Source organism: Empedobacter sp. UBA5924 (genome assembly GCF_002431085.1).
GTDB classification, from domain to species: Bacteria; Bacteroidota; Bacteroidia; order Flavobacteriales; family Weeksellaceae; genus Empedobacter; species Empedobacter falsenii_B.
Genome location: NZ_DJDM01000020.1, coordinates 1 through 26,893, shown reverse-complemented (window position 1 = coordinate 26,893; position 26,893 = coordinate 1). Strand labels below are relative to the sequence as shown.

The following is a 26,893-nucleotide window of genomic DNA, read 5'->3' as shown; positions in this document are numbered from 1 at the left end:
ATTTTCAAATCTAAAGGAACTTGTTTCAGGATTGTTTTCAAAACTAAAAACCCACCTCAATAGAGGTGGGTTTTTAGTTTAAATATTTTAAAATATCTTTCTCACTAATATTGTAGGGAATTTTATCCCATCCATTATAGGGGTCATTAATACAATCATTAATAACATACGGAAGTAAAAATTTTTCATTTGTTTCTGGACTAAAAATAATTAATCTTCTTTCACCTATTTTGTCAGGATCTAAACGACCAGATACTTGACCTTCATATGTTTTACCTTTATATGTGTAAATATAATGAATATAGCTACCAGACTTTGATTTACTTGATCTTGATAGAATACCAACGTTATATTTTCTTTTATTTTTCATAGAGGTTTTAGCATGGTTTGTATTATATAAACTGATTAAAAGCATCATTATAAAAAAACCTATTAACACCAACCATTGAATAATATTTTCTTTGTTGTCAACTAAATATTTTAGAATTGATTTCACTATAATAACTCTTCATTTACTATATTCGGTAAAGTCACCTTTAATAAAGGTTCTTCTTCCATGGCACGTTTAATTGCAAAAATAGCTTCTTCGTTTCTAGCCCAAGAGCGACGAGCAATTCCGTTATTCACATCCCAATGCAACATTGATTTCAAGCGTTGTTCAGCATCAGAAGATCCATCCAATAACATACCGAATCCACCATTGATTACTTCGCCCCAACCAACGCCGCCGCCGTTGTGAATAGAAACCCAAGTTGCACCTCGGAAACTGTCGCCAATGACATTATGAATCGCCATATCGGCTGTGAATTTTGATCCATCATAAATATTAGATGTTTCACGGAAAGGCGAATCTGTTCCCGAAACATCGTGATGATCACGACCTAAAACCACAGGTCCAATTTCACCTTTTGCAATTGCATCGTTGAATGCTTTCGCAATCTTGATTCGACCTTCGGCATCCGCATATAAAATACGAGCTTGTGATCCAACCACCAATTTATTTTGTTGCGCTCCTTTAATCCACGTGATATTATCCTGCATTTGTTGCTGAATTTCTTGTGGAGAATGCAGCATGATTTCTTCTAAAACTTGGCAAGCAATTTCGTCTGTCTTTTGTAAATCTTCAGGTTTCCCCGACGTACAAACCCAACGGAAAGGTCCAAATCCATAATCGAAACACATTGGTCCCATAATATCTTGGACATACGACGGATATTTGAAATCGATGCCGTTTTCTGCCATCACATCAGCACCGGCACGAGAAGCTTCCAATAAGAATGCGTTCCCGTAATCAAAGAAATACGTTCCCTTTGCGGTATGTTTATTCACAGCTGCTGCATGACGACGTAACGATTCTTGTACTTTCTGTTTGAATAATTCTGGATTATTCGCCATCATTTCATTGGCTTCTTCAAAGGATAATCCAACTGGATAATATCCTCCTGCCCAAGGATTATGTAATGAAGTTTGATCTGAACCTAAATCGATGTAGAGATTCTCTTGGTCAAATTTTTCCCAAACCTCAACAATATTTCCATCGTAAGCAATCGAAACAACTTCTTTGTCTTCTTTCGCTTTTCGAACACGAGTGACTAATTCATCCAAATCCGAAATCACTTCATCGACCCAACCTTGTTCATGGCGTTTCCAAGTCGCTGCAGGATTTACTTCAGCTGTTACCGAAATCACGCCTGCAATATTTCCAGCTTTTGGTTGTGCACCCGACATTCCACCTAAACCAGCGGTTACAAATAACTTACCAGCTGTTCCGTTCGAATCGATTTTACGACAACCATTCATAACAGTAATCGTTGTTCCGTGAACAATTCCTTGCGGGCCAATGTACATATAACTTCCGGCTGTCATTTGTCCGTATTGTGAAACCCCTAAGGCATTCATTTTTTCCCAATCATCCGGTTTCGAATAATTCGGAATCACCATTCCATTTGTTACCACTACACGAGGTGCATTTTTGTGCGAAGGAAATAAACCCATCGGATGACCTGAATACATCACCAAAGTTTGTTCGTCGGTCATTTCCGACAAATATTTCATTGTTAAAAGATATTGTGCCCAGTTCTGGAAAACAGCTCCATTTCCTCCATAGGTGATTAATTCTTCTGGATGTTGTGCAACTGCATGATCCAAGTTATTTTGAATCATTAATTGAATGGCTTTTGCTTGTTCCGAATTTCCTGGATAATCTGTAATTGGGCGAGCAAAAATTTTGTAATCAGGCATCAAACGATACATATAAATTCGTCCGAAATCTTCTAATTCTTGTTTAAATTCTGGAATTAATTCTGCATGATCTTTTGGTTCGAAATAACGTAACGCATTTTTTAAGGCTAATTTCTTTTCATCTTCCGATAAAATTTCTTTTCGCTTTGGCGCGTGACTTACGTTAGGATTTCTGTCTTTTTTTTGAGGTAAAACAGAAGGAATACCTTGTTTTATTTGTTCATGAAAAGTCATTTTTTTGTATTTTATGTTTTGCGTTGAACGTTATAAGTTTTACGATTTTTTGTTGTTATTCTGAGCTTGTTGAGGAATCTCGTTCAAATTACATTTCTTTCATCAAATCTTTATCAATCAAAAATAATAGAACAAATCCAATGAAATAGCAAAGCAAATCAATCCACGAAAAAGAAGTTCCGATGATTATTCGAACTGCTTTGTTATGTCCTAAAACAATCATTTCTATAAAATTGAAATATTGTAAAATTTCAACTACAAAAGAAAATATCAACGTAAAAATTGCAATGTTAATCGCTTTTGTGTTGATAAATGCTTTGATAAAATAGTAAATAAAAATCACGACTAAAATATCACCAACGTAAGGTCGGATAATGGCATCGTGTACATATAAAGCAATAAGCACTTCTAAAATAAAAATGATTAAGGCGATGATAAAGGATTTGATATGGAATCGAAACATATTTTATTGATGGTTGATATTTTTATATTGAATGTTTTCTTTAATTTTTCGTCACTTCGAGTGATTTTCGTTGCGTAGCAAGAGAAAATTGTATCGAGAAGTAGGACGAATTAGTATTACATCTAAGTTTTCGATACAGAAATCAGAGATTTCTACTCGAACTGACGTAATTTATTTCATCAATACAATCAAAACTTCATAATCAAATCTTGGAAATCATCTGTTTGCAACAAATCGATAATATTATTGATATCATCTCCAATCAAACGATCGTCTTCTAATTTTGGACATACCGAGCGAACAGCAGCAAAAACTTGCTCTAAGTAAGGACTTGTTTGCTTTGGTCGTCTAAATTCTAAACCTTGGCAAGCATACATCAGCTCAATAGCTAAAATACGTTCCACATTGTCTAAGACTTGATTGAATTTTCGTCCCGAAATACTTCCCATCGAAACGTGATCTTCTTGTCCTAATGAAGTCGGAATACTATCGGCAGAAGCAGGGAAACATAAGGTTTTGTTCTCCGTACATAATGCAGCCGAAGTATATTGTGGAATCATAAAGCCAGAATTTAAACCAGAACTTTCTGTTAATAATTTTGGTAACCCGTATTTCCCTTCGATTAATAAATATTGACGACGATCCGAAATATTTCCTAATTCAGAAGCGGCAACTGTCGCATAATCTAAGACCATTGCTAATGGTTGTCCGTGGAAATTTCCGCCAGAAATAGCTTCTTCATCTGATACTACGATTGGATTATCAGTAACAGAATTTAATTCAATTTCAGCTAATTCTTGTAAATGGAAAAATGCATTTCGTGATGCACCATGAACTTGAGGCATACAACGCAATGAATATGGATCTTGTACACGACCACATTCTGCGTGAGAGAAAGCGATTTCAGAACCTTTCAATAAATTTCGCATACGTTCTGCAACCAATAAAGTTCCTTTGAATGGACGAACTTGGTGTAATTCTTCTTCGAATGGACGAGGCGAACCTTCGTATGCTTCCAGTGATAAAGCACCCGCAACGTCAGCTAAATTCAGTAAATATTCGAATTTTTCTAAGCCATTTAACGCATGAGATAAAATGAATTGCGTTCCATTAATTAATCCTAAACCTTCTTTCGCAGAAAGATGTAAAGGTTGTAAATTGTGTTTGGCTAACGCTTCTTTTGTTGAAACAATTGTATTGCCATCCCAAACTTTTCCTTCACCAATCAATGGTAAAAATAAATGTGATAATGGCGCTAAATCTCCAGATGCTCCAACAGATCCTTTTTCAGGAACGACCGGAATAATATCTTTTTCGACCATTAGTAAAATTCGTTCCACAACATCTAAAGTCACACCAGAATATCCTTTTGATAAAGCATGTGCTTTTGCAATTAACATGGTTTTAGAAATTTCTTTCTTGATTGGATTTCCAACACCAACCGCATGACTGATTAATAAATTATGTTGAAGTTGACGCGTTTCTTCTTCCGAGATTTTAGTGTCGCAAAGTGGTCCAAAACCAGTGTTAATTCCATAAACTGTTTGACCAGAAGCAACTATTTTAGCAACGTTTTGTTGCGATTTTAAGATTTGTTGTTTACTCGCTTCATTAAGTTCAATTTCGATGTTTCCTTCTTTGATTCCTTTGTAATCCTCGAACGAAAGAAAATCGATACCGTAAGTTTTCTTGATCATTTTTTCGAATTTGTGATACTTCAAAGATAATCTTTTCATTGATTTGATAAAAGATAGAAATCATTTCAGATGTAATAAATTGAGATTTGATAAGGTTTTATAACACTATCTTTTATAAATTTGCTAAAATTTTTATGTAATGTGTGATAAACATCTTCATGACGAAATGGGGGACGACCATATTTCAGCAAACTTAGAAACGCCTTTGAGAGCTGATGCATTTGAGTTGTCTGCTGAAGAAAAAGTGGAAAAGATAGAAGCGGATTTCCGTAACATCATGGAAACTTTAGGCTTAGATTTAACAGATGATAGTTTGAAAGGAACGCCAAAACGTGTTGCGAAAATGTTCGTAAAAGAGATTTTTGGTGGTTTATTGCCAGAGCGTAAGCCTGGAATGTCAACTTTCGAAAATAAATATAACTACAATCAAATGTTGGTTGAAAAGGATATCGTGGTTTATTCGACTTGCGAGCATCACTTTTTACCAATCGTTGGACGTGCACATGTTGGTTACATCTCGAAAGGGAAAGTAATCGGATTGTCTAAAATGAATCGTATTGTAGAATATTATGCAAAACGTCCGCAAGTACAAGAGCGTTTGACAATGCAAATTGTGAAAGCAATGCAAGAAGCGTTAGGTACAGACGATGTAGCATGTATTATTGATGCGAAACATTTGTGTGTAAATTCGCGCGGAATCAAAGACATCGAATCAAGTACAGTTACTGCCGAATATGGTGGAGCATTTAAAGATAACGAGCAATTAAGAAAAGAGTTTATTTCGTACATCGGAATGAAAACTACTTTCAATGTTTAAAATATAAATCCTATAAAATGGTAAAAGAAAATCAATTAAAATTACATAATTCCTTAACGGGACAGAAAGAAACGTTCGAACCAATTAATCAAGATAATGTTGGAATGTATGTTTGTGGACCTACCGTTTACAGTAATGTGCATCTTGGGAATGTGCGTACGTTTATGTCATTTGATATGATTTATCGTTACCTAAAATTTTTGGGTTACAAAGTTCGTTATGTTCGTAATATTACGGATGCTGGGCATTTAACAGATGATGGAAATGTAGAAAATGATCGTTTTGTAAAGCAATCTAAATTAGAGAAATTAGAACCAATGGAAATCGTACAGAAATATACGGTCGATTTTCATAAAGTTTTAGAAAAATTTAATTTACTTCCTCCAACAATCGAGCCTACAGCAACGGGACATATTTTAGAACAAATTGCTTTAGCGGAGAAATTAATTGATTTAGGATTTGCTTATGAAGTAAACGGATCAGTTTATTTTGATGTAGAAGCTTACAACAAAAAAGGACTTGATTATGGTGAATTGAGTAACCGTAACATCGAAGAATTAATCAATAATACAAGAGATTTAGACGGGCAAGGAGAGAAGAAAAATCCAGTTGATTTTGCACTTTGGAAAAATGCTTCGCCTGCTCACATTATGCGTTGGGCTTCGCCTTGGGGAGATGGTTTCCCTGGTTGGCACTTAGAATGTACAGTGATGAGTACAAAATATCTTGGCGATTATTTCGATATTCATGGAGGAGGAATGGATCTTAAATTCCCTCACCACGAATGCGAAATTGCGCAAGCAAAAGGTTCTAACGGTCACGAACCAGTAAAATATTGGATGCATGCAAATATGTTGACTATGAATGGTCAGCGTATGAGTAAATCGACAGGGAATTACATTTTGCCAATGCAATTAGTGAATGGTGAAAATGATTTCTTCGAAAAACCATTTCATCCAGCTGTTGTACGTTTTTGTTTCTTACAAGCGCATTATCGTAGTGTTTTAGATATTTCGAATGATGCAATGTTAGCTTCAGAAAAAGGATATAATCGTTTGGTTGAAGCATTAAAAACACTAGAAACAATTACACCAAAGAAAACTTCTACCGTTAATATTGATGAATTAGAAACGAAATTATATACCGCAATGGATGATGATTTCAATACGCCGATATTGATCGCACATTTATTTGATGCAGTGAAAATGATTAATTCAATCAAAGATAGTTTCGAGAATATTATAGCAGAAGATTTAGAACGTTTAAAAGCAATTATGAATGGTTTTGTTCATGATGTTTTAGGTTTGGATACAGAAGCTGCAAACGAAAGTTCAGATAAATTAGATGGTGTTGTAAAAATGCTAATCGAAATGCGTAATCAGGCACGTGTAGATAAAAATTGGGCATTATCAGATCAAATTCGTGATGAATTAAGTGCATTAGGTATCCAACTAAAAGACGGCGCTGACGGAACAACTTTCACTTTTTAAGAAAGATTTATAAAATATTTAACCCACTTAGAAATAAGTGGGTTTTTTTGTATCTCTCAATTTTAGATTACTTTTGTAAGGATTTATTCAACAGGATGAAAAAAACAATCATTGGTTTATTTTTATTAGGAGCTGTTGTAGCGCAAGCTCAGGAGGATTCAATAAAAGTTTTAAAACCATTAAAAGGATCATCAACAAATGATTCGGTTACATATTATAAAACCAAAATAGACGATTATAAGTTTTGGACAAATGGCAGAAAACCAGAGGTTTTGGATACGACATTAAGTATCAAAAACTATTATAATCAAAATTTTATTCGCAATGATGCGTTCGGAAAATTATTTTTTCCGAATGTTGGTGGTGTAGTGGTGGATTTGGAGTATCAAAATACGCCATTCAATCCGTCGATGTTACCAACTGGTAAAAAATACAATTATTATTATGCAAATGATATCAAATATTATGATGTCAAAACGCCATATACCGAGTTTATTTACGAGAATGGTGTTAAAGAAGGTAACTTTTTGTCTTCAACATTTTCGCATAATTTCAACAAGCAATTCAATTATACGTTTCATTATCGTGGATTAATTTCTGAAGGTCGTTATCGTCATGAAAAAGCGCAGAATAATACCTTTGTTTTTTCATCAAATTATAAAACAAAATCGGAACGTTTCAAATTGTGGTGGAACTATGCAGCACAAAATCTGAAAAATAATGAGAACGGTGGAATAGAAGATATCAACGATTTTATTTTGCAAGATGATCGCAGAATGACAAATGTTCGTAATATTCCCGTGAATTCGCAGACAGCAAAATCTGAATTTGATGCACGTCGAATTGAATTGAATGCTTCGTACGGAATCTTAAAAAAAATGAATGAAAAAGATTCGACTTTTTATAATCCAATTGAATTGAAGAATAAATTTTCGTATGAAAAACAAAAATATCGCTACGAGGATACGTCACCAAACGGAACTTTATATTCTACACCGATTATTACAGGAATGGATTATAGAAGTAAAAAGAGTTTTACAGATTTATCCAATACGACAACTGCTGGTTTTCAGTGGACAGATCGTGTGAAGATAGAGGCTGGTGTTAAATTCCAGAATTTGCGCGTTTTTGCTGATCAAGCCATGACGATTGTTGCAGTTCCAAAGCAAATAGAGGAAAATCTTTTTGGAGTTGTTGGAAAAGTGGATTTTGATTGGAATGAAAAATTGAAACTTTACGGAAATGTTGAATATCTGCAATCTGATAATTACAAAAGTGTTTACAATGTAGATGCGGTTTTAGATGTGACGCCGAAAGAAGGTTATACATTGAGTGCTGGAGCGGTTATTCAGTCAAAACTTCCTTCGTTGAATGCAGTTTACAATCAAAGTTTCTTTAATAATTTTAATTACGTTAATAAATTTGAAACAGAAAATGTTCAAAATATTTTTGCAAAGTTAAAGTTAGATAAAGTTAATACAACCTTAGAAGCCTCAATTTATAATATTGACAATAAAGTATATTTAAACGAATTGTTGGTTTATAAACAATTGACGGATAATATTAATTATTTCAAGATAAAAGGTGAAAATCATTTACGTTTCGGAAAGATTAATTTGGTTTCGACAGCGCAATATCAAAAAGTAACGAAAAACGAAGAATATATGCCTTTGCCAGATTTCTTAATTCGTGAAACATTGTATTGGCAAGGAGAATTATTCAACAAGAATGCTCAATTACAAGCTGGTATTAATGCAACATATTTTACGAAATACAATGGTTTGCGTTACATCCCAATTTTGAACGAATTTGCATTGCAAGATCCAGCAAGTATACAAGAGATTGGTGGTTATCCTATTTTGGATGTTTTTATCAATTTCAAGGTTCGTAATATGCGTTTTTACATTCGTGGTGAGCATATCAATGCGTCGTTGACAAAAGAACCTGATTATTTTGCAGCGCCAAATGTTCCGTACCGAGATTTCAAATTTCAACTTGGCTTGAAATGGAATATTTTTAGTTAAAAAAAGACAAATTATATAGAAAAACGACTTCTTGATGAGGTCGTTTTTTCTGTCCAAAATTATTTGTGTAGAATGATTCTAAATAGTTAATTTTAGGAAAATTTTATACATGAAAAAATTCCTACTTTTATTTTGTTTGATTTTCTCGCAAATCGGTTTTTCGCAAGAGAAATTAACAATTGGTGAAATCCAAAAAATAAATTCTAAAATCTTAAATACTGAACGAGAAATTTGGGTGAATCTTCCCGAGTCGTATACCAATAATAAACTTCAAAAAGTAAATTATCCAGTGATTTATGTGTTAGATGCCGAATCTAATTTTACATTTTTAACAGGCGTAGTTTCTAAATTTCAATCTGGTTTTTATCCGGAAATGCCCGAATCGATTATTGTTGGAATTACAAATAAAAATGGTGATCGAACAAAAGATTTTACACATGTGAATGATGTTAATTTCCTCAATTTTATTCAAACTGAATTGTTTCCTTTTATGCAGAAAAATTATCGTGTGAATGATTTTCGTTTGTTAATTGGACATTCTTTGGGTGGCTATTTTGCGTTGAAAACCTTGTACAATCACCCCAAAACTTTCAATGGATATGTTGCGCACGATCCAAGTATTTGGTTTAATGACAAAGAATTATTGAATCTTTATCAAAACTTAGAAAATCATTCTTTCGAGAATCGATTTTTGATGATTACGCAAGTCGGAGAAGGTCAAAATACAAATCATTTACGCGATCATTATCAAAGCATAAAAAAGGTGGACGAACGTTTGAAATTTTCGAAGAATAAATCGTTGAATTATCATTACAAACAATATGTTGACGAAGAACATGGTTCGGTTCCGATGATTGGCTCGATTGATTATTTACGTTGGCAGTTTGATGGTTATCGTGTGAATATTAAAGAGATTCCGAATCAACCAAATTTGGTAAAAGATTCGTTTGAATCGATTTCTAGAAAGTTGAATTATTCTTTTCAACCAACAGAAACGTATATCAACAATGTTGCAAATTATCTGGTAAAACAAAAGAAAACGGATTTAGCAAAACAGTTTTTTGAACAAAATCTGAAAAATTTTCCTGAAAGTTTACAAACAAAAGAAGAATTGAAAAAATTCCTGGACTCGAATAAAAATTAGTAATTTGGTAAAAACATTTTGATGAAAAAATTACTCTATTTAACAACTTTACTAACGACAACTGCATTTGCGCAAGAATTACAATTAGATCAAGCCAAAAAAATATTTGAATTACCAACGCATTGTATCAAGACTGAGTATCCGAATAAACTAGGAAATGTTTTGGGAAGTGATCAGGATTTGAAAACGCCAAAGCAATTGCGTCCAATTTTTTATGGATGTTTTGATTGGCATTCGTCTGTGCATGGATTTTGGTCGATTGTGAAATTGATGAAAGATTTTCCTGAATTGGATCAGAATAATCAGGTTAGAAATGAGTTAAATCAATTGATTACAGCAGAAAATGTTGCGGTTGAAATGGCCTTTTTCAATGATAAAAATAACAAGAATTTCGAACGTACATACGGTTGGGCTTGGTTGTTACAATTGCAAATGGAATTAAATAATTGGCAAGATAAAGATGCGCAAGTTTGGGCAAAAAATCTGAAACCTTTGAGTGATTTGATTATTATTCGATACAAAGAATATTTGCCGAAATTAGTTTATCCAATTCGTACAGGTACGCATGATAACACAGCTTTTGGTTTGAGCTTAGCGATCGATTATGCACGTTCTGTGAATGATAAAACATTCGAAAAAGTGATTACCGATAATGCAAATCGTCTTTATTTAAAAGATAAAAGTTGCAATATTGCTTTCGAACCAAGTGGATCAGATTTTCTTTCGGCTTGTTTGGAAGAGGCTTTGTTGATGTCTAAAATTCATCCGCATGATGAATATAAAAAATGGTTGAAATCATTTTTACCACAATTGTTTGATAAAAAACATGAGCTAAAACCTGGAATTGTTTCGGATCGTACGGATGGGCAATTGGTTCATTTGGATGGTTTGAATTTTAGTCGTGCAACGGCTTTGTATCAAATTTCTGCAAAATTACCAGAGTTAAATTATTTGAATGATTGGGCAAATCATCACTTCAATTATTCGTTCAATAATATTTCAAATGATGATTATATGGGAAGTCATTGGTTGGGAACTTTTGCACTTTATGCGCTGAAAACCAAACGTGAAACTAAAAATTAGCTAATAATAGGGATTTTATAACGATAGAATTGAATCTAAATTTGTTTCAAACAAAACTATACGAAACATTAAATTTTAATTCTATGAAAAAATATTTTTATATCGTCATTGCAGTTTTAGGTCTTGCAGCATTCGGATTTAGTCAATATTCGAAAAGTCAATTAGAAGATCAATTGGCTAAAACAGGGAAATGCGTAGAAGGTGTTGTTGTGGAAACTAGCGGAACATTTAAACGTCCGAAAGCAACTATACAATATCCTGTGAATGATGAAGTTTATGAAGTTACTTTACGATCTAGAGCAGACGTGGACGAAGTTGTATTGATGAAATATGATACGCTGAATCCAGAAGAAGTGTTGCTTGTAGATAATTGTAATTAATTATAGTCTCAAGTTTAAATGAAAAATCCACCAAGTAATTGGTGGATTTTTTTATAGAGATGAATTATTTCTAACGATTAAATTTCTTCTAATGTTGGAATAAATTCTTCTTCAATTTCTTTGAAAGTAGCTTCCAAATCAACTAAATTATCTTGTGTAACTAACTTTGTGCGATAAGGTTTAAAATTTGGAATTCCTTTGAAATAATTGGTATAATGCATACGTGTTTCCAAAATTCCTGTACGTTCACCTTTCCAATCAATCGCCCAATTTAAGTGATTTTTAGCCGCTTCCATTCGTTCTACAATTGTTGGTTCTGGTAACAATTCTCCTGTTTCTCGATAATGTTTAATTTGCTCGAAAATCCAAGGATAACCAATCGCCGCACGACCAATCATCACACCATCAACACCGTATTTTTCTTTGTATTCGATCGCTTTTTGTGGCGAATCAATATCTCCATTTCCAAAAATTGGAATCTCAATATTCGGATTCGATTTTACCTTTGCAATCGGTTCCCAATTTGCTTGTCCTTTATACATCTGCGTACGCGTACGTCCGTGAATTGACAAGGCTTTGATACCTGTTTCTTGCAAACGTTCTGCAACTTCATAAATGTTAATCGAATCAGAATCCCAACCCAAACGCGTTTTAACAGTAACTGGTAAATGTGTACTTTCAACAACAGATTTTGTTAAACGTACCATCAAATCTATATCTTTTAATACACCAGCTCCAGCGCCTTTACAAACCACTTTTTTTACAGGACATCCAAAGTTAATATCAACAATATCAGGCTGAACAGTCTCGACAATTTTAGCTGACATCGCCATGGCTTCTTCATCTCCACCAAAAATCTGAATACCAATAGGACGTTCGTAATCAAAAATATCTAATTTTTGACGACTTTTTATTGCATCACGAATCAATCCTTCAGATGAAATAAACTCTGTATACATCAAGTCTGCACCATGCATTTTGCATAGGCGACGAAATGGCGGATCACTCACATCTTCCATTGGTGCAAGCAATAAAGGGAAGTCTGGTAATTCTATGTTTCCTATCTTTACCACGAAATAATTTTTTGCAAAATTACATAAAACTTATGAAAGAAGAACGAAAGTCCGAAGGTGTAAATCAATATTTAAAATTTTCTGCGATGGGAATACAGATGGCGGTAACGATTGCGTTATTTGCTTGGTTAGGAACTTTTTTGGATAAAAAAATGGAAACAGAGAAGCCATTATGGACGGCTGGCTTATCTTTGCTGGGAGTTTTTGCAGGATTATATTTGATGTTGAAGCAATTACCAAAAAAATAATTTTAATGATTAAGAAATTTATTCTTTTAGCACTTTTTTTTATTGCAATGGTTGCAATTTTTTGTGGTATTCATTACGCAATTGTTGCGCATTATAATTTTAGCGAAAATCCGCTAATTGTTCCAAAAATGTATTTAATAATTGGATTAATTACATTAATGATTTTGCAAGTTGGTTGTTTTGTGAAGATAAAATTTCCAGAATATGTTGGTTTTGCCTTTATGGGAGGGATGATTGCGAAGATGGCAATTGTATTAGCATTGATTGTTGTGAATGAACAAATTAAATCAAATGTTGTGCAATTAATTATAAGTTATTTTGTAATTTTGCTAGCCGAAGTTTTAGTGTTTATTCGCTTAATTAATTTAAAGTTAAAAAAAGTTTAATGATTTTTAGCATTTGACTTTGGTAAGTGGTTAATTTACTATAATTTTGCACGCAATTTAGAAACAAAGGAATTATACATGAAATTTTCAGCGTTATTAGCGTTTTTATTACTTTTCAATTTCGGATTTGCCTCTACAGCGGTTCCGCACGAAAGTCTTCCAAAAACGTTTGAGGAGTTAATTAAAAGTGAGCAAGTAAAAAGTCAAGAGGAAGCTGCTAAAGTGAAATCTGGCGAATCTACATTTAACCCAGTGCCAGGTATCATGCATCACATTGCAGATGCACACGATTGGCATTTATGGGGAGAAGGAGAAAAAAGTGTAGGAGTTGCATTACCTGTTATTTTATGGGATAATGGTTTACAAGTTTTTATGTCTTCTAAATTTCACCACAATGAAGCGGTTGTTGAAAGTAACGGAAATTACTACATCAACTACCACGAAAAAATCTACAAAACAGATGCGCAGGGTACAATTAAACCTCACGTAGACGAAAAAGGAGCTATTCATTTAGAGAATGAAAAACCATTAGATTTTTCTATTACGAAAAACGTAACATCAATGTTAATCTCTTTCGTGATTTTAATCTTAGTTTTCTCTGCAGTTGCATCTAACTACAAAAAAGGAAATATGGTACCAAAAGGTATCGCAGGATTTATCGAACCAATTATTCTTTTTGTTCGTGATGAAGTAGCGATTCCAAATATTGGTGAGAAAAAATACGCGAAATTTATGCCTTATTTATTAACGTTATTTTTCTTCATTTGGATCAACAATTTATTAGGATTGTTACCAGGTGCAGCTAACGTTACAGGTAATATCGCAGTTACATTTGTATTAGCATTAATCGCATTAATCGTAATTAATTTCTCAGGAAACAAAGGTTACTGGGGACATATGTTATGGATGCCAGGTGTACCGGTTCCAGTAAAATTAATCTTAGCTCCAATTGAGTTAATCGGAATTATTACAAAACCTTTCGCCTTAATGATTCGTTTATTTGCGAACATTACAGCAGGTCACATTATTATTATGTCGTTAATTTCGTTAATCTTTATTTTCCAAACAGAAGCTATGGCAGGTGGATCTATTCCATTAGCGTTATTTATCTACTGTTTAGAGTTATTAGTAGCCGCACTACAAGCGTTCGTATTCACAATGTTAGTTTCGTTATTTATCGGAACAGCAGTAGCAGACCACGATCACCATTAAGAATAGAATATAAAAAACAATAAAATAATTTTTTAATAATTAAATACAATTATCATGACAGGAAGTATTGCAGCAATCGGAGCTGGTTTAGCAGTTTTAGGAGTTGGTTTAGGTATCGGTAAAATCGGTGGATCAGCTATGGAAGGAATCGCTAGACAACCAGAAGCGGCTTCAAAAATTCAAACAGCTATGATTATCGCAGCAGCCTTAATCGAGGGTGCAGGTTTATTCGGTATCGTAGTTGCGTTATTAGGTAACGGATAATATTTGAATTAAAAATTAGCTTCAATAACGGTTGGTTGTTGAAGCTAATTCATTAAAAAATTAATTAGTAAAAAATAAAATTTAATACATACACACAATGGATTTAATTACACCTTCAGTTGGTCTTATTTTTTGGACTGCGGTCGTATTTATCATCTTATTAGTATTGTTAAGATCATTAGCTTGGAAACCAATTTTATCTGCAGTTAAAGAAAGAGAACAATCTATCGAGGATGCATTAAACGCAGCTAAAAAAGCGAAAGAAGAGATGGCTTTATTAAACGCTCAAAACGAGAAAATCATGAAAGAAGCTCGTGCTGAACGTGATGCTATCTTAAAAGAAGCGCGTGAAATGAAAGAAAATATCATCAACGAGGCAAAAAATTCTGCAACTGTAGAAGCAAACAAATTAATTGAAAATGCTAAGTCAGCTATCCAAAATGAAAAGGCATCAGCGATGGCTGATATCAAAAATCAAGTTGGGCAGTTGTCAATTGAAATTGCTGAAAAAATCTTAACTAAAGAATTGTCAGACAAATCGGCACAAGAAGCTTTAGTGAATGATGTTATAGATCAAGTTAAATTCAATTAATCATGGCAGGATTCAGAGCAGCACATAGATATGCTAAAGGTTTGATGGAGTTTGCGAATGGAGCAAGCCAAACAGATGTAGTGTATGCTGAAATGAATGATGTTCGCAAAGTCATTAAAGAGAATGATGATTTAAGAGTTTTCTTAAATTCTCCGGTGATTGATGCAAAGAAAAAAGAAGCTGTATTGAGTGAGATTTTCAAATCTTTATCAAAAACTTCTCAAACATTCATTTCGTTAGTCGTAAGACATGGTAGAGAAAATATTTTGTCTAAAATTGCAGATCAGTTTATTTCATTATACGATTTAGCAAATAATATTGTAACAGCAGAAATTACTTCGGCAGTGCAATTAGATCAAAATACAATTGATAATATTGTAGCAAAAGCGAAACAAACTTTAGCTGCAAATAGTCAAGTAAAAGTAGAGAACAAAATTGATGCATCTTTAATTGGAGGTTTCGTTTTTAAAATTGGAAACAATCAAGTTGATTCGTCAATCAAAACTAAGTTAGCTACATTAAAAAAAGATTTTTCGAAAAACGAATACATTCCTAAATTTTAAATATTTCAGAAATGCCAGAAATAAATCCAGCTGAAGTTTCAGCTATATTAAAACAACAACTTACAAGCTTTGATTCATCAGTTGAATTAGCAGAAGTAGGAACCGTTCTAACTGTTGGGGATGGTATTGCTCGTGTTTACGGGTTAGATAATGCTCAATACGGAGAATTAGTAGAATTCTCAAACGGGTTAGAAGGAATGGTACAAAACCTTGAAGAAGACAACGTAGGTATTGTACTTTTCGGACCTTCAAAAGGTATTAAAGAAGGTGACACTGTAAAACGTACAAACAAAATTGCATCTATTAACGTAGGTGAAGGAATGTTAGGACGTGTTGTAGATATGTTAGGAAATCCTATCGATGGTAAAGGACCAATCGAAGGACAATTATATGAAATGCCTATCGAGCGTAAAGCTCCTGGGGTTATCTATCGTCAACCAGTAAACGAACCATTACAAACAGGTATCGTTTCTATTGACTCGATGATTCCAATTGGACGTGGACAACGTGAGTTAATCATTGGTGACCGTCAAACAGGTAAAACTTCTGTTGCTTTAGATGCAATCTTAAATCAAAAAGAGTTTTACGATAGAGGAGAAACAGTTTTCTGTATCTATGTTGCAGTAGGACAAAAAGGTTCTACAGTAGCAGGTATCATGAAAACATTACAAGACCACGGTGCAGATAAATATACAGTAGTAGTTGCTGCTAATGCATCTGATCCTGCTCCAATGCAAGTATATGCTCCAATGGCAGGTGCTGCAATCGGAGAGTACTTCCGTGACTCTGGTCGTCCAGCGTTAATTGTTTATGATGATTTATCTAAACAAGCCGTTGCATACCGTGAGGTGTCTTTATTATTACGTCGCCCACCAGGACGTGAAGCATATCCTGGAGACGTTTTCTACTTACACTCTCGTTTATTAGAGCGTGCTGCAAAAGTAATCAAAGATGATGCAATCGCATCTCAAATGAATGATTTACCAGAATCTATGAAAGGTATCGTAAAAGGTGGTGGTTCTTTAACTGCTTTACCAATTATCGAAACTCAAGCTGGTGATGTTTCTGCATATATCCCAACAAATGTAATTTCGATTACAGATGGACAAATCTTCTTAGAGTCTGATTTATTCAACTCAGGTGTTCGTCCAGCAATCAACGTAGGTATCTCTGTATCTCGTGTTGGTGGTTCTGCACAAACAAAACCAATGAAAAAAGTATCTGGTACATTAAAATTAGACCAAGCACAATATCGTGAGTTAGAAGCTTTCGCAAAATTTGGTTCTGATTTAGATGCAGCTACAATGAACGTAATTGGTAAAGGTGAACGTAACGTTGAGTTATTAAAACAAGGTGTTAACGCTCCAATTCCAGTTGAAGAACAAGTAGCAGTTATTTATGCGGGTACTAATGGTATGTTGAAAAACGTTCCAGTTAACCAAGTGAAAGAGTGGCAAGGTGACTTTGTTGAGTTAATGCGCAACAAATATGCAGACACTTTAACATCTATCCGTTTAGGTAAATGGACTGATGAAATTATGGATGTATTGAAGAAAGTTATCACAGAAACTACTTCTAAATACTAATAAAATATAAATGAAACTTAGAGGTTTCTGAATCTCTAAGTTCCTTTTAATCCTTCATCTTAAATAGAATTATGCCAAATTTAAAAGATATACGTAACCGTATTACTTCTGTAGGTTCTACAATGCAGATTACAAGTGCTATGAAATTAGTTTCTGCTGCAAAACTAAAACGTGCTACAGATTCTATCGTACAGTTACGTCCTTATGCAGATAAATTACGTGAACTTTTACAAAATGTAAGTTCTACTTTAGAAGCTGAAGTAGGAGGTGCATTAACAGAAGAGCGCGAAGTTAATAAAGTACTTTTAGTCGTTATTAACTCGAATAGAGGTTTATGTGGAGGATACAACTCAAGCATCATCAAAAAAGTAAATGCGTTATTAGCTGGCGAATTAGCAAGTAAACACGTAGAGATTTTAGCAATTGGTAAAAAAGCTAATGATACTTTTAGTAAAACACAAACTATCTATAAAAATGCATCAAGCATTTGGGATAATTTAAATTTTGCAGATGTGGCTGAAATTGCAGACGATTTAGTAGAGAAATTTACTGTAGGTGACTTTGATCAAATCAGAATTATCTACAATCAATTTCAAAATGCAGCTGTTCAAATTGTACAAGACGAACAATTTTTACCAGTCGTTTTAGAGAAAACTGAAGAAGAAGCAAACAATTCAGCAGAGTTAGATTATATCTTCAACCCTTCGAAAGAAGAAATTTTAAGAGACTTGATCCCTCAAACGTTGAAAACGCAATTATTCAAAGCCGTATTAGATGCTAACGCTTCTGAACATGGTGCACGTATGACTGCAATGCATAAAGCAACAGACAACGCAAGCGAATTACAAAAAGGATTGAAAATTCAATACAACAAAGCTCGTCAAGCTGCTATTACAAACGAGATCTTAGAGATCGTTGGTGGTGCAGAAGCATTGAATGCGTAAGAACAAAGACTTATATTATTTTAAATAGAAAAGCAACTTCATCTCGAAGTTGCTTTTTTTATAATGTTTACTTTAGATTATAAAGAAGTAATAAAACTTTTAATAGATTCTAACAATTGTATTTATCATTCAGAATAAAAATCTATAAAACACTTTTGAATAATTAGTCTTTAACATATTATTGAAGAAATACTTCTACTTAGTTATTACTTTATTCAGGATGATAATTTTTGTAATCATATATCTAATTAGAATTCTTATTAGTTCAATCTTATTATAAGTTAGAATGAAATAAATTATTTCCTCAAGACATTTCAATAAAAATATCAAGTGATTTTACCTAAAACCTAAGGAGGTTTTAATTAAAACGTCTCGACGTTTTATATCAAACAAAAAGTCCTAAGCAATGCTCAGGACTTTTCTATTGTTATAATCGAAACTTAGTTTCTACTTATTTCATTTGAAATAATGGGCGAGAAGACATAAACTCATTTACACGATCTGCAACTCCATCAATGATTTCTTCGTTATCAATATTCATTAATACTTCGTCAATCAAGTCAGCAACAGTTTGCATATCTGCTTCAACCAACCCACGAGTTGTTACAGCTGCCGTACCCAAACGAATCCCCGATGTAACGAAAGGAGATTTATCATCGAAAGGAACCATGTTTTTGTTACAAGTGATTTCTGCCAAAACTAAAGCGTTTTCTGCTTGTTTCCCAGAAATACCTTTGTTACGTAAGTCGATCAACATACAGTGATTATCTGTACCTCCAGAAACAATGTCGTATCCTTTTGCAACTAATGCCGCAGCCAAAGCTTTCGCATTCTTCACAACTTGTACAATATAGTCCATATAACCGTCAGATAACGCCTCTTCAAAAGCAACAGCTTTAGATGCGATTACATGCTCCAAAGGACCACCTTGTGTACCAGGGAATACTGCTCCGTTCAAGATTTGAGACATCATTTTTACTTCACCTTTAGGAGTTTTTGCTCCCCAAGGGTTCTCAAAATCTTTCCCCATCATAATAACTCCACCACGAGGACCACGTAAAGTCTTGTGAGTTGTCGTCGTTACAATATGACAATGAGGCATAGGATCGTTTAAGATTCCGCGGGCGATTAACCCAGCAGGATGCGAGATATCAGCCAATAACAAAGCACCAACTTCATCAGCTACCTCACGAAATTTAGCATAATCTATGTCTCTTGAGTAAGCCGAAGCACCACAAATTATCATTTGAGGCTTTTCTTTACGAGCAGTTTCTGCCATAGCTTCGTAGTCAATTCTCCCCGTCTCTTTATCCACTCCATAGAAAGAAGTTTGGTAAGTTAACCCAGAAAAGTTAACAGGAGAACCGTGTGTTAAGTGACCTCCGTGCGATAAATCGAATCCTAAGATCTTGTCTCCTGGTTTCAAACACGCTAAGTAAACAGCCGCATTTGCCTGAGAACCTGAGTGAGGTTGCACGTTTGCATACTCCGCATTAAACAACGCTTTCAAACGATCAATTGCAATAGTTTCCACTTCGTCCACAACTTCGCAACCACCGTAGTAGCGCTTTCCAGGGTAACCTTCTGCATATTTATTTGTTAAAACAGAACCCATCGCGCGCATTACGTTGTCCGAAACAAAGTTTTCTGACGCGATTAATTCAATTCCATTCAATTGTCTTTCTTTTTCTTCTTCAATCAAATCGAAGATTACATCTTGTGCCATGTTTTGTTTGTATTAATTGTGTTTCAAATATAAGCTTTTATCATTAGAATTTCTAACTGATATATTCGCAATAACCTAAGAATTATCAAAACAATTTTTCCTATCATTTGGGCGTTCCCTTCGGGCGGGCTATCCGTTGCAATCTTTACTTTGTAACTTCGCTATCGCTTTGTTTCACGCAAAGGATTTCCACTACTATCCCTAACGCATCTCGAGTTGTGAGTAATAAGTTCTAAGTTTTGAGTAATAATATTTATACTTTTTTCAGAATCATACCTTATTAATAATTGAAAACTAATTTACTTATTCAAAGGAATTTCAAATGACCTTTCAATAAAAAGGCGTTAAAAAAATGAAGAAATTCGAAGCGATAAAAAAGATTTAACCGATAGGTTTTTAAATCTTTTCGCGTAGAATGAATCATTTTCAGCCGATTTATTGAGGTCTTGATTTTTTTGTTTCGTTTTTTCTTCAAGGAAAAAATGAAAGATGGTTTCTTAGATATTTAAAATTTCTAATTTCTAAACCAACCAACTATCAATTTCTCTCATTAAATTTACAGCATGAAAAACCCTACTTTTTGCATTGGTTTAATGTCTGGAACTTCGTTAGATGGTTTGGATATTTGCTATGTACGATTTGATGGTAACCAACATTTCGAAATTTTACATGCCGAAACTATAGATTATTCATCCGATTGGCGAACAAAACTAACAGAAGCTTTTCAATATTCGGCAATGGATTTATGCCAACTAGATGTAGAGTATGGTTATTTTCTTGGAGAACAAGTAAAAGAATTTATTCATAAAAATAAGATTAGAAAAGTAGATTTTGTTGCATCTCACGGGCAAACTATTTTTCATCAACCGCAGAAATCATTCACTTTGCAAATAGGAAATGGTTTAGCAATTGCGTCGCGTTGTCAACAAAAAGTGGTGTGCGATTTCAGAACACAAGACGTTATTTTAGGAGGACAAGGAGCGCCTTTGGTTCCGATTGGGGACGAATTATTATTTTCTAACTATGATGCATGTTTAAACCTTGGAGGTTTTTCTAACATTTCGATGAATAGAAATGGAAAACGTATTGCATTTGATATCTGCCCAATTAATATTGTCTTGAATCATTATGCAAAACAACTCGGTTTTGATTTTGATAAAAATGGAGAACGAGCAGAACAAGGACATATTAATATCGCATTAGTTGAAGAATTGAATCTTTTGAATTTTTATCATCAACCTTTCCCAAAATCATTAGGTTTTGAATGGGTTATGAATGAGTTTTTAACAATTGTTGATAAGTACGATATTTCTATCGAAGATAAGCTGAGAAGTTGTGTGGAGCATTTCGTAATTCAAATTAAAAATACCTTTGCTTTATATGATATCAACAACGTGTTGATAACTGGAGGAGGAGTTCGAAATACATTTTTTATCAATCGTTTAGGAGAATTATCAACTGTTGAAATCATTATTCCAACTGATAATTTAATCGATTTTAAAGAAGCCTTAATATTTGCATTCCTTGGTTATCGTCGTGTTTATAACGAAATAAATTGTTTGGCATCTGTAACAGGAGCGAGCAAAGACCATTCGTCTGGAATTATATATCACTTATAAAGTCTATCTAAATAATAGAGTTTAAAAAATATTTTATTTACATTTATTCGATAACCAAGAATAAATGCGATATGAAATATTCGAAAAATAAAGATGTTATTTTACTTCATGGCTTATTTGGAAGCCTTAGTAATTGGGGAAATATTATCAAGAATATTGAAATAAATTATAATGTTTATACGCCAACATTTCCTTTATTTTCTACACATTTCAAAAGAAATTCACTTCAAAATTTAGTTCAATTTCTAGAAAATTATATTCAATCTAATAAAATTGAAAATCCAATATTAATTGGAAATTCTTTGGGCGGTCATGTTGTATTGCTGTATGCGTTGGCACATCCAAATTTGGTTGATAAATTGATTTTAGCAGGAAGTTCTGGTTTATTTGAAAACAATTTACAAGCTTCTTTTGTACGTGTGCGAGATTATGAGTATATCAAAAATAAGGTAGAAGAAGTTTTTGAAACAAAAAATGTTGTTACAAAAGAATTGGTAGATGATGTTTTTTCGACCGCTAATACGCCTACAAAAGCTTTGACTATAATTTAAATTGCGCGAGATGCAAAGCGACAAAATTTGAAACATCTTTTACATAAAATAGATCAGCCAGTTTTGTTAGTTTGGGGAAAACAAGATATTGTGACACCGCCAGATGTTGCTGAAGAGTTTTTTGCACATTTACCTAATGCAAAATTAGCTTATATCGATCATTGTGGTCATGTGCCGATGATGGAGCAGCCGATACTTTTTAATCAACATATTAATCAATTTTTAAGTGCTTAAAAATGAATCATCCCGAGTATTTAGCTTTTGCTTTACCAGCTTTTTTTCTTTTTTTATGGCTTGAATATGTAGTTGTTAAAAAGAAGAAATTAAAGAATATCTATAAATATGAAAGTTCAGTTTCTAATATTTCAATAGGAATTGCAGAACGATTATTGAATCTTTTTATTACGGCAAGTTTTTACAATTTGTATGTTTGGATTTACGAAAGTTATCGTCTATTAGATATTTCAAATGCTTGGTGGATTTGGGTTGTGATGCTTCTAGCGACAGATTTTGTCTGGTATTGGTATCATCGTTTGGGACATGAAGTCAATATTTTTTGGGGAGCCCATATTGTGCATCATCAATCCGAAGAATTTAATTTCACGGTTGCGGCACGTATAACGACTTTACAAGCAATTGTTCGCAATGTATTCTGGTGTATTTTGCCTTTTATTGGTTTTCATCCAAATTTAGTAATGACGATTTTGGTGGTTCATGGCGTGTATTCTTTTTTTACACATACGCAGATTTTGGAGAAACAAAAATGGCTCGAATATATTTTTATAACGCCTTCTCTTCATGGTGTTCATCATGCTTCTGACGAAAAATATTTGGACAAAAATTATGGAGATGTATTTGTTTTTTGGGACAAATTATTTGGTACTTTTCAGAAAGAAGAAGAAAAACCCAAATATGGATTAACTCATCCTATCAATAGTTACAGTTTTTTGTGGCAACATTTTCATTATTATTTAGAGTTGTACGAGGCTGCTCGAAGAAAATCATCTATTAAAGAAAAATTGACAATATATTTTGGTAGTCCAGCGGTTATGGATCAGGAAATAAGACCAATTATTGAAAAGAAATGGATGTCTAAGAATAAAGTGAATAGTTATCATTTCAAATACAAAGGTTATATTAATTTACAATTGATTTTATCGTTTTTTGCGATGAGTATTCTAACATATTACTTTGATCAATTTGATAATTTAACCAAAGGTTTCTTCGTTGTATTTGTCTTGATTACATTAATAAATATTGGTGCACAATTAGAACAAAAAAGATGGGTACCGTATTTAGAACATATTAGATTTTTAGTGTTTTGTAGTTTTTTTATCATTCAATCTCATAATTATTTCTTGCTGATTTTACCTTTCATATTTGTTTTTATCATCGAAAAGATGTTTAATTTTAGCAATTGGTATCAAAAAAGTATTTTAAAGATTATATAAATGATAATTTAGGTCTTATTGTTTCGTTTAGATTAGGCGGTTAAAAACGAGTTCATTATTTTTACCAAATTAAAAAAAATAAAATGATTGTTTCTAAACTTTTTAACCAATTTTTTCATAGCCAAACTTCGGGCGGTATTGTCCTTATTTTTTGTACAGCTTTATCTTTAATTTTAGCCAATTCTCCAATTGCAGAATCCTATGATTCTATTTGGATGACAGATATGTTTGGGCATTCTTTTGCGCATTGGATCAATGATGGTTTAATGGCGATTTTCTTTTTCTTAATTGGTTTAGAACTCAAACGCGAAATTTTTATAGGAGAATTGTCTAATACAAAAAAAGCAATTTTACCTGTTTTTGCAGCTTTGGGAGGAATGTTAGTTCCGGCATTTATATTCTTTTTAACAAACAAAGGAACGGATACCATACATGGTTTTGGAATTCCTATGGCGACTGATATTGCGTTTGCTGTGGCAATTATTACAATGCTTGGGAAACGTGTGCCAATGTCGCTTAAGGTATTTTTAACGGCTTTAGCTGTAATTGATGATTTAGGAGCAATTGTCGTGATTGCATTGTTTTATCCAAATCCAGAATTACCTTTAGATTTTACACAATTCGGAATTGCAATTGCCATTTTATTAGGTCTTTTCGCTTTAAATAAATTAAAAGTAAAATCAATGATTCCTTATATTATTGGAGGGATTGCTGTATGGTGGTTTATGTTACATTCGGGTATTCATGCTACAATTGCAGGGGTTTTGGTTGCATTTACAATTCCTTTCGATAAAATTGACTCGAAATCTTTATCAGCTAAAATGGAACACGCTTTACATTTACCAGTCGCATTTATTATTTTGCCTTTGTTTGCCTTAGCAAATACAGCAATTACGATTGATGGTGGAGGATTAGCGCATTTTAGTATTCCATTAGCTTCGGGAATTTTCTTAGGACTAGTTGTAGGAAAACCAGTCGGAATTACATTATTCACTTGGATTGCAGTAAAATTTGGTCTATGTGAATTACCTACGGCGGTCAATTTCAAACGAGTTTTTGGTGTCGGAATTTTAGGAGGAATTGGATTTACAATGTCCATTTTTGTTTCGATGTTAGCTTTCAAAGATCCAAGCTATATAAATGAAGCAAAGTTAATGATTTTAGTTGCTTCGTTAACAGCTGCTATCGTTGGATTTATTGTTTTAAAAATATTATTAACAACAAAACAAGATTATTCAGATTAAGAATAGCCAATACATAAATAATGGAATCGAATTTTTCTTCGGAGAAATTCGATTTTTTTTTGAAGATGATTCCGTAACTTCGTGTAAAATTTTTGAATAAATGAGAACGTATCAAGAAACAATCGATTGGTTGTTTACAAATTTACCAATGTTTCAACGTGTTGGAGCATCAGCAATGAAAGCAGATTTAACAAATATTACAGCTTTATGCGAATATATGGGAAATCCTCAAACTAAATTTAAAACTGTTCATATTGCAGGAACAAATGGTAAAGGAAGTACGTCTCATATGTTGGCTTCTATTTTTCAGGAAGCGGGGTACAAAACAGGTTTAACAACTTCTCCACATCTCAAAGATTTTCGCGAACGAATTCGTGTAAATGGAGCAATGGCTGATGAAGAATTTGTGATTGATTTTGTAAATAAGCACGAACAAAAAATTATAGATCAAAAAGCGTCTTTTTTCGAAATTGCAATTGCGATGGCTTTTGAATATTTTGCACAACAAAAAGTAGATATCGCGATTATAGAAACAGGTTTGGGCGGACGATTAGATTCCACGAATATTATTTTACCAGAACTTTCTGTTATTACGAATATAGGTTTGGATCATACACAATTTTTGGGTGATACGTTGGATAAAATTGCTTTTGAAAAAGCTGGTATCATAAAACCAAACACAGCGATTGTAATTGGTGAAACAACAGCAGAGACAAAATCAGTTTTTGAACAAGTAGCGAAAGATAGAAATGCAGAAATCATTTTTGCAGAAGAAAAACATTTTCAAGATTTGCCTTCAGATTTGAAAGGATCTTATCAAATTAAAAATAAACGTACTGTTTTAACCGCTATTGAGCAATTGCAAAAACAAAATTGGGCGATCTCCCCTGAAAATATTGCGAATGGCTTATTGAATGTTGTAAAGAATACAAATTTGCGTGGACGTTGGGATATTTTAGGACAACATCCATTAATTGTTGCTGATACTGCGCATAATCCACATGGTTTAGCAGAAGTTTCAAAACAAATAAATGAGCAAGCTTATAATCAATTGCATTTGGTTTTAGGATTTGTGAATGATAAAGATGTTTTATCTATTTTAAATTTTTTTCCAAAAAAAGCAACCTATTATTTCTGTCAACCAGATGTTCCTCGAAAATATGATATTGACGACTTGTATAAAATAATTCCAGAAGATATTACCGATAAACACTTTTTTGATACAGTAGAAAAGGCATTAATTGCTGCAAAATTAAATGCAACAGAAAATGACATGATTTACGTTGGGGGTAGCACTTTTGTTGTAGCTGGGGTTATTTAATTCTAGAGTATAAATAAAAGATTGATTAGCATAACAACGATAACAATAATTACTATCAACTAAAAAAGGAGAACATGAAGTTCTCCTTTTTTAGTTCTGTCACTCCTATTTTATAAAAGAGCTTCTTTATAGAAACTTAATTATGATGTCATACTAAACTTGTTTCAACATTGCATCTATTATATATTAACTATATTGAATAATCCATTCTCGCTTTGCGACAATCTCCCGAGTAGTTAACTATAAAGTATCCGTTTTTCTTTTCTTTTTGGTAAGAAAAGCAAAACGTCTAATCATTTTCTGCGTTAAAAACGGGTTTTTCTCGTCAAAAACCTCGTATCTCACTTCTCATATCTAAAAAAAACAAAAAATATTTTCCATTGTACCAGCGACTTAAGGAAAGAATGTAAAATAAAAGTAAAATTGGTTTGGAAAAACGAATAATGCAGGCGTATATTTGCAACCGCAATACGAAAGACGAGTAGTAATGTAGTTGACATAAGGACTTAGTAGCGACAAAAATTATTTAAAAATAAATTT

Annotated in this window: 26 protein-coding genes; 20 read left to right on the top strand and 6 right to left on the bottom strand. The window is 33.2% G+C overall.

The features are described 5' to 3' along the window. Window positions 1–73: 73 nt before the first annotated feature. From B3792_RS05140 to hutH, 4 genes are all read right to left on the bottom strand, one after another. Window positions 74–496: a hypothetical protein gene (locus tag B3792_RS05140; RefSeq protein ID WP_291069055.1), complete on the bottom strand. Its 423-nt coding sequence runs from the start codon at window positions 494–496 to the stop codon at window positions 74–76. Beyond that, complete coding sequence (locus tag B3792_RS05135; RefSeq protein ID WP_291069053.1) at window positions 496–2,475, bottom strand: urocanate hydratase; 1,980 nt, start codon at window positions 2,473–2,475, stop codon at window positions 496–498. The genes B3792_RS05140 and B3792_RS05135 overlap by 1 nt, the downstream gene beginning before the upstream one ends. A gap of 88 nt (window positions 2,476–2,563) precedes the next feature. Beyond that, entirely contained in the window at window positions 2,564–2,938 is a 375-nt protein-coding gene (locus B3792_RS05130) for a DUF2809 domain-containing protein (protein ID WP_291069051.1), read from the bottom strand. Window positions 2,939–3,126: 188 nt separating this feature from the next. After that, a complete protein-coding gene (gene hutH, locus B3792_RS05125; RefSeq protein ID WP_291069049.1) occupies window positions 3,127–4,635 on the bottom strand; it encodes a histidine ammonia-lyase in 1,509 nt (502 codons plus the stop codon). A 139-nt stretch (window positions 4,636–4,774) separates the two neighbouring features. On the opposite strand from hutH, the gene folE reads away from it, so the two are divergent. From folE to B3792_RS05095, 6 genes are all read left to right on the top strand, one after another. Further along, entirely contained in the window at window positions 4,775–5,452 is a 678-nt protein-coding gene (gene folE, locus B3792_RS05120; protein ID WP_114997904.1) for a GTP cyclohydrolase I FolE, read from the top strand. 17 nt (window positions 5,453–5,469) lie between these two features. Next, window positions 5,470–6,942: a cysteine--tRNA ligase gene (gene cysS, locus B3792_RS05115; protein WP_291047639.1), complete on the top strand. Its 1,473-nt coding sequence runs from the start codon at window positions 5,470–5,472 to the stop codon at window positions 6,940–6,942. A 95-nt stretch (window positions 6,943–7,037) separates the two neighbouring features. Then, window positions 7,038–8,966, top strand: coding sequence for a putative porin (locus tag B3792_RS05110; RefSeq protein WP_291069046.1), 1,929 nt, complete (start codon window positions 7,038–7,040; stop codon window positions 8,964–8,966). Between the two features lie 109 nt (window positions 8,967–9,075). After that, window positions 9,076–10,110 (top strand): alpha/beta hydrolase, encoded by a 1,035-nt coding sequence (locus B3792_RS05105; RefSeq protein ID WP_291047643.1) that lies wholly within the window; start codon window positions 9,076–9,078, stop codon window positions 10,108–10,110. A gap of 21 nt (window positions 10,111–10,131) precedes the next feature. Further along, window positions 10,132–11,193 (top strand): DUF2891 domain-containing protein, encoded by a 1,062-nt coding sequence (locus B3792_RS05100; protein WP_291047645.1) that lies wholly within the window; start codon window positions 10,132–10,134, stop codon window positions 11,191–11,193. A gap of 83 nt (window positions 11,194–11,276) precedes the next feature. Continuing rightward, entirely contained in the window at window positions 11,277–11,573 is a 297-nt protein-coding gene (locus B3792_RS05095; RefSeq protein WP_221854236.1) for a hypothetical protein, read from the top strand. 77 nt (window positions 11,574–11,650) lie between these two features. Here B3792_RS05095 and dusB read toward each other — a convergent pair whose 3' ends face one another. Continuing rightward, window positions 11,651–12,646 (bottom strand): tRNA dihydrouridine synthase DusB, encoded by a 996-nt coding sequence (dusB, locus tag B3792_RS05090; RefSeq protein ID WP_286496232.1) that lies wholly within the window; start codon window positions 12,644–12,646, stop codon window positions 11,651–11,653. A gap of 32 nt (window positions 12,647–12,678) precedes the next feature. Here dusB and B3792_RS05085 point away from each other — a divergent pair, with 32 nt between their 5' ends. The 8 genes from B3792_RS05085 (at window position 12,679) to atpG (ending at window position 18,441) form a co-directional block, all read left to right on the top strand. Then, window positions 12,679–12,894, top strand: coding sequence for an AtpZ/AtpI family protein (locus B3792_RS05085; protein WP_286496233.1), 216 nt, complete (start codon window positions 12,679–12,681; stop codon window positions 12,892–12,894). A gap of 5 nt (window positions 12,895–12,899) precedes the next feature. Beyond that, window positions 12,900–13,280: a hypothetical protein gene (locus tag B3792_RS05080; protein WP_291069044.1), complete on the top strand. Its 381-nt coding sequence runs from the start codon at window positions 12,900–12,902 to the stop codon at window positions 13,278–13,280. A gap of 78 nt (window positions 13,281–13,358) precedes the next feature. After that, window positions 13,359–14,492 carry a F0F1 ATP synthase subunit A gene (gene atpB / locus B3792_RS05075; protein ID WP_291069042.1) on the top strand — a complete coding sequence of 378 codons (1,134 nt, stop codon included), beginning with the start codon at window positions 13,359–13,361 and terminating at the stop codon, window positions 14,490–14,492. 54 nt (window positions 14,493–14,546) lie between these two features. Then, window positions 14,547–14,756, top strand: coding sequence for an ATP synthase F0 subunit C (atpE, locus tag B3792_RS05070; protein ID WP_013598300.1), 210 nt, complete (start codon window positions 14,547–14,549; stop codon window positions 14,754–14,756). 97 nt (window positions 14,757–14,853) lie between these two features. Then, window positions 14,854–15,348: a F0F1 ATP synthase subunit B gene (locus tag B3792_RS05065; RefSeq protein WP_038335122.1), complete on the top strand. Its 495-nt coding sequence runs from the start codon at window positions 14,854–14,856 to the stop codon at window positions 15,346–15,348. Between the two features lie 2 nt (window positions 15,349–15,350). Next, window positions 15,351–15,911: an ATP synthase F1 subunit delta gene (gene atpH, locus B3792_RS05060; RefSeq protein ID WP_291069040.1), complete on the top strand. Its 561-nt coding sequence runs from the start codon at window positions 15,351–15,353 to the stop codon at window positions 15,909–15,911. Window positions 15,912–15,922: 11 nt separating this feature from the next. Next, window positions 15,923–17,497, top strand: a complete 1,575-nt coding sequence (gene atpA / locus B3792_RS05055; RefSeq protein ID WP_291061163.1) for a F0F1 ATP synthase subunit alpha — start codon at window positions 15,923–15,925, stop codon at window positions 17,495–17,497. 71 nt (window positions 17,498–17,568) lie between these two features. Continuing rightward, entirely contained in the window at window positions 17,569–18,441 is an 873-nt protein-coding gene (gene atpG, locus B3792_RS05050) for an ATP synthase F1 subunit gamma (protein WP_291069038.1), read from the top strand. Window positions 18,442–18,892: 451 nt separating this feature from the next. Here the strand turns inward: atpG and glyA are convergent, their stop codons facing one another. Then, window positions 18,893–20,167 carry a serine hydroxymethyltransferase gene (gene glyA / locus B3792_RS05045; protein WP_135834919.1) on the bottom strand — a complete coding sequence of 425 codons (1,275 nt, stop codon included), beginning with the start codon at window positions 20,165–20,167 and terminating at the stop codon, window positions 18,893–18,895. A gap of 563 nt (window positions 20,168–20,730) precedes the next feature. Between glyA and B3792_RS05040 the strand changes: the two genes are divergently transcribed. The 6 genes from B3792_RS05040 to B3792_RS05015 all read left to right on the top strand — a co-directional run bounded on the left by B3792_RS05040 (window position 20,731) and on the right by B3792_RS05015 (window position 26,353). Then, window positions 20,731–21,786 carry an anhydro-N-acetylmuramic acid kinase gene (locus tag B3792_RS05040; protein ID WP_291069036.1) on the top strand — a complete coding sequence of 352 codons (1,056 nt, stop codon included), beginning with the start codon at window positions 20,731–20,733 and terminating at the stop codon, window positions 21,784–21,786. 71 nt (window positions 21,787–21,857) lie between these two features. Continuing rightward, window positions 21,858–22,337, top strand: coding sequence for an alpha/beta fold hydrolase (locus tag B3792_RS05035; RefSeq protein WP_291069034.1), 480 nt, complete (start codon window positions 21,858–21,860; stop codon window positions 22,335–22,337). Window positions 22,338–22,364: 27 nt separating this feature from the next. After that, window positions 22,365–22,571, top strand: a complete 207-nt coding sequence (locus B3792_RS05030) for an alpha/beta fold hydrolase (RefSeq protein WP_291069032.1) — start codon at window positions 22,365–22,367, stop codon at window positions 22,569–22,571. A 2-nt stretch (window positions 22,572–22,573) separates the two neighbouring features. Further along, entirely contained in the window at window positions 22,574–23,788 is a 1,215-nt protein-coding gene (locus tag B3792_RS05025) for a sterol desaturase family protein (protein WP_221854232.1), read from the top strand. Between the two features lie 83 nt (window positions 23,789–23,871). Beyond that, on the top strand, window positions 23,872–25,032 hold the full coding sequence (gene nhaA / locus B3792_RS05020; protein WP_221854231.1) for a Na+/H+ antiporter NhaA: 1,161 nt from the start codon (window positions 23,872–23,874) through the stop codon (window positions 25,030–25,032). A gap of 100 nt (window positions 25,033–25,132) precedes the next feature. Then, entirely contained in the window at window positions 25,133–26,353 is a 1,221-nt protein-coding gene (locus tag B3792_RS05015) for a bifunctional folylpolyglutamate synthase/dihydrofolate synthase (RefSeq protein ID WP_291047661.1), read from the top strand. Window positions 26,354–26,893 lie beyond the last annotated feature (540 nt).